At 71.7% G+C, this 15,011-nt stretch carries 9 protein-coding genes and 1 pseudogene; 4 read left to right on the plus strand and 6 right to left on the minus strand.

The genetic code is table 11. The features are described 5' to 3' along the window. A pseudogene (locus AOK17_RS54205) lies at positions 1-156 on the minus strand (CU044_2847 family protein); the annotation flags it as partial. A 276-nt stretch (positions 157-432) separates the two neighbouring features. On the opposite strand from AOK17_RS54205, the gene AOK17_RS42610 reads away from it, so the two are divergent. Beyond that, positions 433-4,086, plus strand: a complete 3,654-nt coding sequence (locus AOK17_RS42610; RefSeq protein ID WP_055618024.1) for a S8 family serine peptidase — start codon at positions 433-435, stop codon at positions 4,084-4,086. An 84-nt stretch (positions 4,087-4,170) separates the two neighbouring features. Here the strand turns inward: AOK17_RS42610 and AOK17_RS42615 are convergent, their stop codons facing one another. The 3 genes from AOK17_RS42615 to AOK17_RS42625 all read right to left on the minus strand — a co-directional run bounded on the left by AOK17_RS42615 (position 4,171) and on the right by AOK17_RS42625 (position 8,605). Continuing rightward, positions 4,171-5,601: a carboxyl transferase domain-containing protein gene (locus AOK17_RS42615; protein WP_055618025.1), complete on the minus strand. Its 1,431-nt coding sequence runs from the start codon at positions 5,599-5,601 to the stop codon at positions 4,171-4,173. Beyond that, positions 5,594-7,093, minus strand: coding sequence for an acyl-CoA synthetase (locus AOK17_RS42620; RefSeq protein WP_079053604.1), 1,500 nt, complete (start codon positions 7,091-7,093; stop codon positions 5,594-5,596). The genes AOK17_RS42615 and AOK17_RS42620 overlap by 8 nt, the downstream gene beginning before the upstream one ends. Positions 7,094-7,192: 99 nt before the next feature. Beyond that, a complete protein-coding gene (locus AOK17_RS42625) occupies positions 7,193-8,605 on the minus strand; it encodes an SLC13 family permease (protein WP_055618026.1) in 1,413 nt (470 codons plus the stop codon). Between the two features lie 278 nt (positions 8,606-8,883). Here AOK17_RS42625 and AOK17_RS42630 point away from each other — a divergent pair, with 278 nt between their 5' ends. Together AOK17_RS42630 and AOK17_RS42635 are read left to right on the plus strand one after the other, a co-directional pair. Next, on the plus strand, positions 8,884-9,606 hold the full coding sequence (locus AOK17_RS42630; protein WP_055618027.1) for a FadR/GntR family transcriptional regulator: 723 nt from the start codon (positions 8,884-8,886) through the stop codon (positions 9,604-9,606). Between the two features lie 124 nt (positions 9,607-9,730). Beyond that, positions 9,731-10,471: a Type 1 glutamine amidotransferase-like domain-containing protein gene (locus AOK17_RS42635; protein WP_055618028.1), complete on the plus strand. Its 741-nt coding sequence runs from the start codon at positions 9,731-9,733 to the stop codon at positions 10,469-10,471. A 54-nt stretch (positions 10,472-10,525) separates the two neighbouring features. Here the strand turns inward: AOK17_RS42635 and AOK17_RS42640 are convergent, their stop codons facing one another. Further along, on the minus strand, positions 10,526-11,146 hold the full coding sequence (locus tag AOK17_RS42640) for a TetR/AcrR family transcriptional regulator (RefSeq protein ID WP_055618029.1): 621 nt from the start codon (positions 11,144-11,146) through the stop codon (positions 10,526-10,528). Positions 11,147-11,213: 67 nt separating this feature from the next. Between AOK17_RS42640 and AOK17_RS42645 the strand changes: the two genes are divergently transcribed. Continuing rightward, on the plus strand, positions 11,214-13,538 hold the full coding sequence (locus AOK17_RS42645; RefSeq protein ID WP_079053606.1) for a 2Fe-2S iron-sulfur cluster-binding protein: 2,325 nt from the start codon (positions 11,214-11,216) through the stop codon (positions 13,536-13,538). 55 nt (positions 13,539-13,593) lie between these two features. On the opposite strand, the gene AOK17_RS42650 is transcribed toward AOK17_RS42645, so the two are convergent. Beyond that, positions 13,594-14,709 carry a MerR family transcriptional regulator gene (locus tag AOK17_RS42650; RefSeq protein WP_055618030.1) on the minus strand — a complete coding sequence of 372 codons (1,116 nt, stop codon included), beginning with the start codon at positions 14,707-14,709 and terminating at the stop codon, positions 13,594-13,596. Positions 14,710-15,011 lie beyond the last annotated feature (302 nt).

Here is a 15,011-nt window from a genome sequence, read left to right on the forward strand (position 1 = left end):
GGCGGCCCGCACCCCTTCGAGGGAGCCCTCGAACGTACGGGCCGCCTGGACCGTGCCGTCCGCGCGCGCGACCAGCCGGGAGCCGGACTCGTCCTCGACGCCTTCGACGACGATCACGGCACCGTCGTCGGTCTTGAACTCCACTAAACCGTCCATGGTGTGACAGAACCCCCGTTGTCCGTGACTGCTGACCTACCCATTGTCACGGACGGTACTTGGCGCTGTCGCGGTTTCCACAGGTCGTTCACCGGCTCTCTGGCGGAAAACCGCCAGGGCAGCTTTCCGCCAAGTCCGGTCGGCACCGCCGCAACACCGGCCCCCCGAGACTCGTCGCAGCACCCGGGCACCACCCCGGTCCGGGAACAGACCCGCGAAGAACCCGCGATGAATCCGAGAAAGATCCGAGAGAGCTCCGAGATGAGAGAGGTACGGATGACCAGAGGATCCGCGAGACGTGGGGCGGCGCTCGCGTCGGCCGGGCTCGTGCTGGCGCTGCTGCCCATGGGCGGGGCCGAGGCGCAGGACGCCGAGGCCCGGGACACCGGAACCGAGGCCCGTACCCGCGCCGCCTCCGCCGCCCGCACCGTCACCCTCGTCACCGGCGACAAGGTGACCGTCACCGACCTCGGCGGCGGCCGGAAGACGGTCGCCGTCGAACGGCCGCGGGGTGCCACCGGAGCCGTCCGTACGCAGACGGCGAACGGCGCCGTCACCGTCGTACCGGACGAGGCGCTGCCCTATCTGCGGGCGGGCACACTCGACCAACGGCTGTTCGACGTCAGCGAGTTGATACGGCAGGGCCTCGCGGACGGCAGGACCGGCGAGCTGCCGCTGATCGTCACGTACGAGAAGGGCGCGCGGGTGGCGACTCCGCGCGGGGCCGAGCAGACGCGCGGGCTGCCCAGTGTCCACGGGGCGGCTGTCGACGCCGGCAAGGGGCGGACGTTCTGGCGGGCGCTGACCCGGCAGGACGGGATCGACAAGGTCTGGCTCGACGGGCGGGTCCGCGCCGACATGGCCGAAAGCAATGCCCAGATCGGTACGCCGGAGGCGTGGGAGGCAGGGCTGACCGGCAAGGGCGTCACGGTCGCCGTGCTGGACACGGGGGTGGACGTCGGCCATCCCGATCTCGACGGGCGGGTCTCCGCTACCCGGAGTTTCATCGAGGGCGAGGAGGTCGCCGACCGCAACGGCCATGGCACGCACGTCACTTCGACCGTCGGCAGCAGCGGCGCCGCGTCCGACGGCAAGGAGAAGGGCGTCGCGCCCGGCGCCACGCTCGCCGTCGGGAAGGTGCTCAGCGACCAGGGCTCGGGCAGCGAGTCGCAGATCATCGCGGGCATGGAGTGGGCCGCGCGGGACGTCGGCGCCGAGGTCGTCTCGATGAGCCTCGGCTCGACCGAGCCCAGCGACGGCACCGACCCCATGGCCCAGGCCGTCGAGACCCTCTCGAAGGAGACCGGCGCCCTCTTCGTCGTGGCAGCGGGCAACACCGGCGCCCCTTCCTCCATCGGTTCGCCGGGTGCCGCCGACTCCGCGCTGACCGTCGGCGCGGTCGACTCCGCCGACGAGGCCGCGTACTTCACCAGCGCGGGCCCGCGGTACGGCGACAACGCACTGAAGCCCGACCTGTCGGCCCCGGGCGTCGACATCCTCGCGGCCCGCTCCCGTCTCGCGCCCGGCAGCGGCGACTACACCGCCATGAGCGGTACGTCGATGGCGACACCCCATGTCGCGGGCGTCGCCGCACTCCTCGCCGAACGGCACCCCGACTGGACCGGCACGCAGCTGAAGAACGCGCTGATGTCGACGTCTGAGCAACTCGACGCTCCCGCCTATGTGTTGGGGGCCGGGCGAGTGAGCGTTCCGGAGGCCGTGAAGGCGTCGGTCACCGCGACGGGAAGCGCCGATCTGGGCTTCTACCAGTGGCCCTACGAGTCGAACGAGCCGGTCACCAGGACCGTCACCTACACCAACTCCTCCGACACCGCAGTCGAGTTGAGCCTCGCCGTACGGGGAGCGCCCGACGGGGTCGCCACACTCGCCGACTCCACGCTGACCGTGCCCGCGCACGGGACGGCCTCCACGACCGTCACCGGGAACGGGGACAAGGCCCCGGTGGGCAACACCAGCGGGCAGATCGTGGCCTCGGCGGCGGACGGCACGACCGTCGCGCACACCGCCTTCGGCCTGGTCAAGGAGGAGGAGCGGTACACGCTCACCGTCCACGTCAAGGACCGCGCCGGGGACGCGACCGCCGCCGACCTCGTCGTGCAGCGCCTCGCCGAGGGCGTCGACCCGTTCCCGGCCCCGGTCGGTGACTCCGGCACGGTGGAACTGCGGCTGAAGCCCGGCACGTACAGCCTCAACACCTTCCTCGACGTACGCGGCAGCCGTGGCGCCGACTCGCTCGGGCTCGGCTTCCTGGCCGCACCCGAGATCGACCTCGACCGGGACCGCGAAATCACCCTGGACGGGCGGAAATTGAGGGAGGTCGCGGCCCGTGTCGACCGGCGGACCGAGACCCGGCAGCTGCTGATGGAGTACGACCGCGCGGCCAACGGCTCGGACCTGTTCGGGGCCGTCCAGGTGCCGGTCAAGTACGACAGCGTCTTCGCGGCACCCACGGCGAAGGTGACGAAGGGCAGCTTCGAGTACCGGACCGTGTGGCGGCTCGGGAAGCCGATGCTGGAGGTCAAGGGGGTCGGGGAGGCCGTCGTCCAGCCCGGGAGCACGCTCGTCGAGGGGCGCCGCAAGCTGCCGCTCGTCGATGTCGGCACGGGGGAGTACGGCGGAAAGGACGTGCGGGGCAAGGCAGTTCTCGTCCGGATGCGGGAGGGTGCGGAGCCCGCCGCGATCGCGCAGGCCGCCCAGGACGCGGGCGCCGAGGCGCTGTTCGTGACGGACGGCGTGCCCGGACGGCTCAACGCCTGGTTCGGCACGGACGACAACGCCGACCGGCCGCTCCAGATCGCCACGGTCAACGCGGCGGACGCGGCCCGCCTGCGCGCGGCCCGGAAGGCCGAGACGAACGGGACGCGCAACACGCCCTACACGTACGACCTTTCGGAAGGGCATCGCGGGAGCATCCCGGCCCGGGACCTCACGTACGAGCCCTCGCGCGGTCAACTCGCCGTGCTGGACACCAGGTTCCATGCCGTGAAGCCCGTGTCCGGCAGCGAGTTCCGGTACTCGCTCACCGACGACTCCTTCCCGATCGGCATCGGCTTCCAGGAGCGGATCGACTTCCCGGCCGAGCGCACCGAGTACGTGTCCACCGGGCCCGGCCAGCTGTGGCACGAGTCCGTCAACGTCGGCGCCGGGGACCTGGAGGAGCGCAGCGGGCTCGTCCGCTACCGCGGCGGTACGCATCCTGACCTCGACTGGTTCCGGCCGGTCTGGCAGCCGTGGCTCGGCAGCGGGCTCGGCTGGGGGCAGCAACGGGCGGGCGGCCAGCTGCAGTTCAACACCCCGGGCTGGGGCGACTCCGGGCCCGACCACACCGGCTTCGGCAACGTGTGGAGCGACGAGACCGGCATGACCCAGTTCACCGAGGTGTACCTCGACGGGGAACTGGTCGACCGGCGGATGAGCTCCGGCGTCTACGTCTCGGACGCCCCCGCCGACGAGCACACGTACAAGGTCGTCACGGACACGACGCTGGACGCGGACCGCTGGAAGCTCTCCACCAAGGGCCACTCAGAGTGGACGTTCAGGTCGGCGGCCACACCCGAGGACCGCTGGACCGTGCTGCCGCTGCTCAACCTCGGCTTCGACGTCGACACGGACCTCGCGGGGAACGTGCGGGGTGGCAGCCGGCTGCCGGTGGGGATCCACTCCTCGTACGTGGCGGGCGCGACCGACACCGGCGCCACGGGGACCATCGGCGGCGGGAAGCTCGAAGTCTCCTACGACGACGGGAAGTCGTGGCGGACGGTACGGCTGTCCAACGCCGGTGAGGCTGAGTGGAAGGGGACGGTCACCGTGCCGCGCGGCACGGAGTACGTGTCGCTGCGGGCCTCGGCGAGCGACGACCGGGGTGGTTCGGTGACACAGGAGATCGTCCGGGCGGTGGGCGTGCGGTAGGCACGGCACGGACCGTACGGGCGCGGACGGCGCCGCCTCCCCCTGGGGCCGGGAGGCGGTGCCTTCGTTCTTGGAACGGGCCCGCTATGAAGGCGATTTGGAGGGCTCCACGATGCCGCGCACGACACCGAGGTCCACCAAGTCCTGTGGACGGATGCGGAGTTGGTCGGCTGTGGCGCGTACCTCCTCCGGCGTTCGCTTGAGGATGGCCGCCGCGAGCTCGGGGGCGATGACGGAGAAGTAACTGTCCGGTGTGGCCCAGGTGTTGTCCGGAGCGGCGAGGGCCAGCGCGCCTCCCGAGCCGCCCTCGCCGATCAGCAGTGTGGTGACGGGTGTTCCGGCGGCGGCCACCGCTCCGAACACGTCCGCGATCGCCGCGCCCGCGCCCTGCCGCTCCGCCTCCGCGTCGTTGGCGGCGCCCGGGGTGTCCACCAACGTCAGTACGGGGATACGGAGTCGGTCCGCGAGCCGGATCAGCCGGGCGGCGGTGCGGTAGCCGGCGGGGCGGGTGGCGGTGCCGGTCTGGGCCGCGTAGGCGACGGTACGGCCGCCGTCCTTCCCGTCCTTCAGTACACCGAACCCGCAGAGCATCCCGTCGTCCGTGCCGCCGCAGCGGTCGCCGCTGATTGCCGCCCGACGGTCGAGGCAGGCGTCCAAGTAGGCGGTGGCACGCGGGCGTTGCGGGGAACGGGCGTTGCCCACCGCCTCCCAGCCGGTGGCCGGCAGGTCGGTGTCTGCCAGTGCGGGCGGGGGCGGGACCGGCTCGGCCGACGGGTGGCTCAGCAACTGCAGCCACAGCCCCAGCAGTCCGGGCAACTCCGCCGGTGGCACCACCGCGTCGACCGCTCCCGCCACCAGCTGTGCCTCCGCCGTGTAGGCCGCCGGGTCGGCGTCCGGCGGACGTACGCGTGAACCGGCGAAGCCCACCTGGGCGCCCGGGAGGGCGAGGACGACATCGGCGCCCGCGCCCAGGGTGGCCCAGCCGCCGCCGGTCGTGGGGTCGCGCAGGACCGCGATCTGCGGCAGCCCGGCCGCGCGGGTGAGCGTCGACTGCCGTGCCACGCGCTGGAGTTGGACCAGGGCCCGCATGCCCTCTTGCATACGGCTGCCGCCCGTGGCGACGAGGGAGACGACCGGGAGCCGGTGCTCGCGCGCGTACGCGTAGGCCGCCTCCAGCCGGTCACCCGTGCGCTCGCCCAGCGATCCGCCGAGGAAGCCGAACTCGAAGGAGATCAGCACGGTTGCCGTCCCGCCGACGGTCGCCGTACCGCAGACGACCGACTCCTCCTCACCCGTGCGGGCGGCGGCGCGGGCGCGAGAGGCGTCGTAACCCTGCCAGGACAGGGGTCCGTCCGGCCCGTACTCCCTTGCGGAGATTGCCGGGCCCGCGGCGATCGCAGGGCTTGGGGGGCTCACAGGGTCTACGGGGCTTACGAGGCCGGGCAGTTCGGTGAACCCGGACGTGACCAGGTCGATCGCCTCGCGGGCCGTGTAACGCGGGACGGCCTCAGTCATGGGTCAGCGCACGCTTCATGATCTTGCCCATGTCGTTGCGGGGCAGGGCGTCGAGGTGGTGGACGACGCGGGGCCGCTTGTGGGGCGCGAGCCGGCGGGCCACATGGTCTGCCAACTCGTCGACGGTGGGCGGTGATTGGGGATCCGCGGGCACGATCCACGCCACGATCCGCTCGCCCAGGTCGGCGTCCGGTTCACCGGTGACCGCGGCCTCGCGCACGCCCGGGTGTTCCAGCAGCGCGTTCTCGATCTCGCCCGCCCCGATCTTGTAACCTCCGCTCTTGATCAGGTCGGTGGCCTTCCGGCCGACGATGCGTACGTAGCCGTCGGGGTCACGCACCGCCATGTCGCCGGTGCGGAACCAGCCGTCCTCGGTGAAGGCCGCCGCGGTCGCCTCGGGGCGGTTCAGATACTCGGTGAAGAGGTTCGGCCCGCGGACCTGGATCTCGCCGACGGTCTCTCCGTCGTACGCCTCGACGGCCGTCGTCCCGTCCTCCTCCGTCAGTCGCAACTCGACGCCCGGCAGCGGGACGCCGACCGTGCCCGCGCGCGGCTCACCGTCGGCGCGGACGCTGGTGTTCATCAGGGTCTCCGTCATCCCGTACCGCTCGATGACGCGTCGCCCGGTCGCCTGCGCGATCCGCTCGTGGTCGTGCACGGGCAGGGCCGCCGACCCCGACACGAGCAGCCGTGCCCTGGCCAGGGCCTTGGCGAGCGCGGGGTCGTCGGGCAGGGTTTCCGCGATCCGGTGGTACATCGTCGGCACCCCGAACAGCATGGTGGCGCCCTCGCTCAACTCCCGTGCCACGCCCGCTGTTTCGAAGCGACCCAGATGCCGTACGGATCCGCCGCGGCGCAGCGGGCCGAGGATGCCCAGGATCAGGCCGTGCACATGGAAGAGGGGGAGACCGTGCACGAGGACGTCGTCACCGGTCCACTGCCAGGCGTCCGCGAGGGCGTCGAGGGTGGTGGCGATGGCCCGGCGGGGGATGACGGCGCCCTTCGGGGGGCCGGTGGTGCCGGAGGTGTAGACGATGAGGGCGGGGGTTTCGGGGGTGCCGGTGTCGGGAGACGCCGTCCCCGTGTCGCGTACGTCGATGTCCGCGTCCACGTGGATGTCGACGCGTTCCAACGCGGCGAGTGCGGGCGGGAGTTGGGTGCCCGGTGCCGCGAGCACCAGCGTCGGGGCGCTGTCCGACACGATGTGCCCCAGCTCGCTCTCGCCCGACTTCGGGTTCAGCGGTACGGCCGGGACTCCGGCCAGCAGCGCGGCGACCACGGCGACGGCGGTCTCCAGGGTGGGGGTGGCCCAGACGGCGATCCGGCCCGCCTCCGCGACTCTGGCGGCGAGGGGTGACGCGGTGGCCGCGAGCTCGCCGTAGGTCAGGGAGCGGTCGCCGAAGCGCAGGGCGGGCCGGTGCGCGCCGGGGCCGTCCGGGTCCGCCTGGGCCTCGGTCAGGGCCGGGAAGAGATCCGGGGAGAGAGGGGACACGCGTCGTACTCCTTAGTCGTTCGTCGAAGGTCGCCCGTAGGGACCACCGTAGGAAGCCGCCGTCGAAAGCCGCTGTCCACACGGTCGGCGCGGCCGGTGTCACCCCCAGCCGGGGACCACCAGCGCGAGCCACACCACGGCGGGGACCACGGCCACCACGATCCCTCCGTACATCATCAACTGCCGGAAGAAACGCTCCCGGTCGACGCCGGGTGCCGCCGCGAGCACCAGCGCGCCGTTCGTCGAGAACGGGCTCACGTCCACCACCGTCGCCGACACCGCGAGCGCCGCCACCATGCCGACCGCCCCGATCTCGCCCTGCGCCAGGAACGGCACGGCCAGCGGGATCAGTGCCCCCATGATGCCGACGGACGAGGCGAACGCGGAGACCAGCGCGCCGATGTAGCAGAGGAGTACGGCGGACAGCAGCGGGACGCCGATGTCGCTGACGCCCTCGCCGGCCCAGTCGATCGTGCCCATCTCGTCCAGGACGCCGACGTACGTCAGCACGCCGCAGATCAGCAGGACCGTCGGCCAGGCGATCTGGGTGACGGCGTTGCGGCTGTCCTCGGGCCAGCAGGTGCTGAGCAGCACGGCGAGGGTGATCGAGGTGAGGCCCGCGTCCAGGTCGAAGGCGAGCACGGCGACGACCAGGGCGACGAGGGCGGCGAGGGTGGCCATACGGGCGGGGTTGAGCCGAGTGGTGTCGTCCTCGGGCTCCGCTGAAGGGTTCTCTTTGCGGTCCTCTTCACGGTCCTTCTCAAGGCCGCCTCCTCCACGGCCCTCGGGCGCGCTCTTCGCGTCGGCGCCCGCACCGGCCGACGGCGAGGTCGAAACCGCCGACGACGCAGAGGAAGACGCCGAGGAGGACGCCGAGACCGAGGCCGTCTCCGTGACCGCGCCGTCGTTCCGCAGCTTCAGCCCGCCGAACAGTACGAACACCACCGCCGCGATCACGAGGTTGACGACGAGCGAGGCGAGGAACAGGGCGATCTCGTTGCCGGGCAGCTTCTCGCGCTCGACGATGCCGTTGACGATCGTCCCGTAGATGCTGATCGGGGAGAAGCCGCCGCCCTGCGCGCCGTGCACCACCATCGCGCCCATCAGCAGCGGGCTGATCCGGTAGCGCGCGGCGAAGCTCAGCGCGATCGGCGCCACGATGGCGACGGCGGCCGGGCTGACCGCGCCGATCGCGGTGAGCGCGCCCGTCAGCACGAACATCACCCACGGGATCAGTACGACCCGCCCGCGCACGAGCCGGATCGAGGCGTGCACCAGCCAGTCGGTGGTGCCGTTGGCGCGGGCGATCGCGAACAGATAGGTGACGCCGACGAGTACGACGAAGAGGTCGCCCGGGAAACCGGCGAAGATCTTGTCGGCGTCGAAGTCCGCGACGAGTTCGCCGACTCCGTAGGCGGCGGCGAAGGCGAGGGCGCCCATGTTGATGGAGCGGGTGGTGGCGATCACGAACACCACGACGAGCACAAGGATCGAGATCAGTTCGGCGGACATACGGGCTCCCGTCTTTGGGTCCCTTGTCGAGCGGGTGGCGAGCGGGGCGTCGAGCAGGCGTCGAGCGGGGTGGCTGATCGGCCAAGTGGTGATTGGCCAAGTGGCTGAACCACATTGGGTGGTGCTCATGGAGAGCGTCAAGAGAACTGACGTAAATTGGCTCAGCCACTCAACCACTGGGCCACTTGTTCAAGGAGTCGCTGAGCCGGTCACCCCCGGTGTTACGCTGCGCCCACAGGGGGACGAACCACCCGCAAGAGGTGACAAGGGGGACGGGCATGACCGACGCGCTGCGCCCGATGACGGCCAAGCCGCGCCTGTACGAGCAGGTCCTCGACCGTTTGCGCAGTTACGCGGCCGAGGGTGGCCTGGGTGCCGGCGACCGCCTCCCGCCCGAGCGCGACCTGGCGGCCCGCCTCGGCGTCAGCCGCGCCTCGGTGAAGCAGGCCATCGTGGTCCTGGAGGTGCAGGGCCTGGTCGAGGTCCGCCACGGCGGCGGGACCTACCTGGTCCGCGACACCCTCGACGCCGAACCGGTCGAGCAACTCGTGGAGCGGCGCCGCCGGTTGCCCGACGTGCTCGACGCCCGCGAGGCCCTGGAGACCAAGCTCGCCGAACTGGCCGCCGAGCGCCGCACCGACGAGGACGTCTCCGCCATGGACTCCGCCCTCGTCCACATGCGGGACGAGATCCAGGCGGGCGGACACGGAGTCGAGGGCGACCGGCTCTTCCACGCGGCGGTTACGGCCGCCGCACACAGCGGCATCCTCGCCGAGTTCATGCGCTCCATCGCCGACCAGATCACCGAGAGTCGCCACGAGTCGCTGCGCCAGCCGAGCCGTCCCACCCGTTCGCTCACCCAGCACCGCGCGATCTTCGACGCGATCGTCGCGCGGCAGCCGGGCCGGGCAGCCGCCGCGATGCGCCGGCACGTACAGACGGTGGCGAGGGTACGACTGCTGGACTGGGACCCGGAGGAGAACGACGAACAGGGTCCCTGACGGTCGTAGCGACGAACAGGGCCTCCGGCGGCCGTGGTTAGGATCCGGTGCCATGACCGCGTCCGGCACCACGCCCCATGCATCCCCCGCATCCCATGATTCCCCCGCATCCACTGCGTCCCCTGTGAACGGGCGAGAGCCCACCATCCTCGCCACCTCCGGCGGTCACCGGGCCGGGGGCGGCCGGACCATGGTGGCGTTCAACTCCCTTGTGCATCACGCGGTCGAGCTGTCGGGCGCCCACGGCCGCCGCCCCCGCGTGCTGTACGTGGGTACGGCCATAGGCGACGCGGAACACTTCACGGCCCGTATGACCGAGGCCGCCCGCGTGGCGGGCTTCGACCTCACGCCCCTGAACCTCTTCCCGATGCCGAACCTCGACGACATCGAGGGCACCGTCCTCGACCAGGACGTCGTCTGGGTCATGGGTGGCTCGGTGGCGAACCTCCTCGCGGTCTGGCGGGTGCACGGCCTCGACGACATCCTCCGCCGCGCCTGGCGCTCGGGCGTCGTCCTCAGCGGTGTCAGCGCGGGCTCGATCTGCTGGTTCCGGGGCGGCACCACGGACTCCTTCGGCCCCGAACTCCGCCCGGTCACCGACGCGTTGGGCCTCCTCCCGTACGGCAACGGCGTCCACTACGACACCGACGCCGGCCGCCGCCCCCTGGTCCAGGAACTCGTCGCGGACGGCACGCTCCCCACCACCCACTGCACCGACGACGGAGTGGGCCTGGTCTACCGCGGCACCGAACTGGTCGAAGCGGTCACCGAAGTCCCCGGCAAGGGCGCGTACATCGTGACCCGCGACGGCGACAGGGCCGTCGAGGAACGCGTCGAGCCGCGCCGACTGCCGGACGTCTCCTAGCGTTCCGCGCCCGCCTCGCCACCGATCCCGTCCCTGACCTCGCCACGGATCTCGCTACTGATCGCCGCGCAGATAGCGGGTGACCATGGCCACCAGTTCGTTCTCGAACGTCTCGACCGGGATGGTCCGCGGGCCGGCCATGAGCATGTGCGTGTTCATCTCCACCGTGGTCACGATCAGTTCGGCCGCGGTGTCGAGGTCCCGTACGTGGACATCGGGGTGCCGGGCGAGGAGATCGCGCACCTGACCGACGCGCTTCTCTCCGTGCCGTTCGATCGTGTCGAGCACTTCCTGCGAGAACGACGCCTCCTCGATCATGATCCGCAGCAGCTGCGGATCGTCACGGTGGTTGTCGATCGCGTCGCGGACCAGCGCCCGCGCCGTCGCCTCCAGGCTCCCGGGCGACAGATCGAGCTCGTCGGCCTGCGTCCACGTGCCACGGTCGATGTGCCGCACCAGCAGCTCGGCGAGGATGGCGTCCTTGTTCGGGAAGTACTGGTACAGCGAGCCGATGGAGACGCGGGCGCGTTCGGCGATGCGGTTGGTGGTGCCCGCCGCGTAGCCGTGCTCGGCGAAAACGTGAGCAGCGGCGGTGAGGATGCGGTCGCGGGTGAGCTCCGCGCGCACCTGGCGGGGCTTGCGACGTGGGTGAAGACGGCGGTCGGCCGACGGCATCCGGGGTCCTCCTCAAGGCGCGAAAAGCGAGTAGCCAAAGAGCTGAGCTATTGCTCACAATAGTGCCATGACCTGCGAAAACAAGGCCACGTCCGATGTGCGGGAGAACCGGCTGAGCGCCCTGCGGCGGCTGACGACGGCGGACGAGGTCGAGGCGACCGTCGGCCTCCCGGCGTCGGCGGTCATGCTCAAGCAGATCAGCACCCTCGACGAGGGCTGCCGGACCGTCCTCGCCCGGTGTCCGGTCGCGGCCTTCGGCTACCGGGACTCCGACGGCACCAGCCGGACGACCTTCATCGGCGGCACACCGGGGTTCGTGCGTGTCCACTCGCCCACGCGGATCTCGTTCTCCCTGCCCGGGCCGGGCGACCCGTACGGTCCGGTCTCGTTCTTCTTCCTCCTGCCGGGCGTCGGCGAGATCCTGCGCGTCAACGGTTCGGTGGCCGCCAGGAAGGGCGCCGAGACGACCGTCGACATCGCGGAGGCGTACGTGCACTGCGCACAGGCCGTCCTCCGGTCCCGCCTGTGGCAGCCGCCCGCCCCGGCCGAGCCGGTCGCCCCCGCCACCCCGGCCGCCGAGTTCGCGGGCGACGGGCCCCTGCGACGGCCCGGCGTCGCCGAGTTCCTGGCCGCGGCGCCCTTCCTCGCCCTGTCCACCTGGGACGCGTCCGGCGGGAGCGACACGAGTCCGCGCGGGGACCGGCAGGAGGTGGCGCGGATCCTGGACGGCCGCACGCTCGTCGTCCCGGACCGGAAGGGCAACAAGCGCGCCGACACGCTCCACAACTTGCTGCGGGACGACCGGCTTTCGTTCGCCGCGCTCGTCCCGGGGCGCACCGGTGTGCTGCACGTCCGCGGACGCGGCGCGATCACCGACGATCCCGCGCTGCTGGAGACGATGGCGCTGCGCGGGATGCCCCCGCACCTGGCGCTGCTCATCGACGTCGAGCACGCCGAGGTGACCGGCAGCGACGCCGTGGCGCGCTCGCGGCTGTGGACCCCCGGCGCGCACGTGGGCCGCGGCACGGTGCCGGACCTGATGGCGCTGGCGGGGGAACACCTCGCCGCCGGGTCGGCCGCCGCCGAGGGCGGGCCACCCGCGTTCCTGCTGAAGGCTGTCGGGGCGATTCCGGGGCTGCCCCGCTTGCTGCGGCTGGTGATGAACCGTGCCTACCGCTCCGGGCTGCGGAAGGAGGGCTACGAGGATGTCAGCGAGAACGTCGAGCCCGGTGAGAGCGGGCGGCGCCGCGGCTTCCTGCGCCGACGCCCTGCCGACGAAGGACGTCCCGCCGACGATGGAGGAACGGCGAACCCGCTGCGCGAGGTGCGCATCGCCGAGGTGCGCAGGGAGACACCGAGCGCGGTCACCCTCGTACTGGAGGACCTTGTACGGGAGGACCTCGTGCAGGCCAACCTCGTACGGGAGGCCACCGGCGCGAACCCGGGCTCGTTCGACTTCAGGCCCGGCCAGTTCTTCACGCTCGTCGCCGACATCGACGGTCGCCCGGTGCGACGGGCCTACTCGGCCTCGTCGGCGCCCGGTTCGACCCGGCTTGAGGTCACCGTCAAGCACGTCGAGGGAGGCAGGTTCTCCACCCACGTGCACCGGAGTCTGCGCGCCGGGGACCGCCTCGCGGTGCGCGGCCCGTCGGGGTCCTTCCACGCCGGGCCGCAGTCCCCGGACGCCACCGACGCCCCGGACGAGATCGTGCTCGTCGCGGCGGGCAGCGGTGTGACGCCGATGATGAGCATGATCCGGGCGCGGCTCGCCGTGCGCCCTGGCCGCGACCGGATCGCGCTGCTCTACAGCAGCCGCAGCGCGGACGAGATCATCTTCGCCGACGAGCTGAACCGGCTGGCGAAGGACAATCCCGGCCGGCTGTCGGTCACCCACGTCCTGACCAGCCGGGACGGCCGCCTCGACGCGGACGGCGTACGCCGCTGGGTCACCGGCCTCTCCCCGGCCCGGGACGCCCACTACTACACCTGCGGTCCCGGGCCGTTGATGGACGCCGTCCAGCTCGTACTGACCGGACTCGGAGTTCCGGACGAACTGGTGCACCAGGAGCACTACACCAGCGGAGCGGACACCCAGGCCGTGGCGGCGACGGTGCCGCGGGAGATGACCGTCGAGGAGGACGGGCGGCCCGTCGGCACGGTGGTGGTCGAGCCCGGCCAGACACTGCTCGACGCGGGACTGGCCGCGGGGCTGCCGATGCCGTACTCCTGCACGGTCGGGAACTGCGGCGACTGCATGGTGCGGCTCCGCGGCGGAGAGGTCACACAGAACGAGCCGAACTGCCTCACGCCACAGCAGAAGGCCGACGGGTACGTACTGACCTGCGTGGGCTGCCCACTGTCGAAGGTCACCCTCGACATCGCGGACCAGTGATCGCCTGCTGAGACCTGCTGAGACCCGGTGAGACCTGTGAGACCTGGTGAGGAACCTACTGGGATTCAGCGTTCACGAGGTCCGCCACCACACAACTCACGTTGTCCGGGCCGCCGGAGTCGTTCGCCGCCCCGACGAGGGCCTGGGCGGCCTCGTCAGGGCCGGGGGCCGCCGCGAGCGTGTCCCTGATGGTGGCTTCGGGGACGACGGCCGACAGCCCGTCCGAGCACAGCAGATAGCGGTCGCCGACGAGGGCGTCGTGCAGCCGTACGTCGAGGGCCGGAGCGGGTGCGGATCCGCCGCCGCCCGTCAACGCCTTGAGCAGCAGGGCGCGTTGGGGATGGACGGTGGCCTCCTCCGGGGTCAGACGGCCCTCGTCGAGCATCGACTGGATCATCGTGTGGTCGTGGGTGATCCGGAAGAGGCCGCCGTCACGGAGAAGGTAGGCGCGGGAGTCGCCGATGTGGACCAGGGCCAGTTGGGAGCCCGTCCACACCATAGCGGTGAGGGTGGTGCCGATCTCGTTCGTCGGGCCCGCCACCTCCTGGACAGCCTGGGTGGCGCCCTGGACCGCGTCCTCCAGGAGGTTGAGGACGCTCCCGGCGGGGAGCGGCTCGCTGTCGAGGAACTTCAGGGCCTCGACGGCCGCGCAGCTCGCGGGCGCGCCCCCGGACCCGAAACCGTCGGCGACGGCCAGGACACGGGTGCCCGCGTACGCCGTGTCCTGGTTGGCGGGGCGTACGAGGCCGGTGTCGGACAGGGCGGAGTAGCGGAGTTCCAGCATGGTGGTGTCCTCACTCGGGTTGCCCGGGAAACTCGGGTCGCTCCGGTCACTCGGGGCGGTTCGTGACAGGTGGTCGACGAGGAAGGCGGCCAGGTCACGGCGGGTCGCCGTCTCCGACTCGACCCGCGCCCAGAACGCGCGGATCTCCCGCGCCGCTGCCGCCGGTTCCAGCGCACAGACCTCGCGGATCCCGGCCAGCGGCATGCCCAGCCGCCGCAGCCACGCCACCAGGCGTGCCTGCTCCAACTGCTCGGGCGCGTAGTAGCGGTAGCCCGTGTCCGGGTCCACCCGCGCGGGACGCAGCAGCTCCAGCTCGTCGTACAGCCGAAGTGCCTTCGGCGACAGCCGTGACGCCCTCGCGAACGCCCCGATCGTCAGCATCTCCATGCGCGCACCCCCATGAGCGGCCGGTCGGCCGTCCGATCCGTTCGTCAGCCGGTCCGTCGTTCCTCGTCTCGCCACCGATGCTGTGGCCTCCCCAAAGGTGAAGGTCAAGCGGCCCGATCCGGTTCCGGGGCCGGTTGTTAGTCTGCGAACGGGATCACCGGAGCCGACGTACCCATGAGGAGCCCGCCGTGGCACGCACCGCCGCCCGCATCGCACTCGTCACCTGCCGGGAGGTCGAGGAGTCGGGGTACGACCGTGACCTGCCCGTTCTCGCCGACGCGGTGGAGCGGGCCGGGGCGGAC

It is taken from the genome of Streptomyces phaeochromogenes, assembly GCF_001418655.1.
In the GTDB taxonomy this organism is placed as follows: domain Bacteria; phylum Actinomycetota; class Actinomycetes; order Streptomycetales; family Streptomycetaceae; genus Streptomyces; species Streptomyces phaeochromogenes.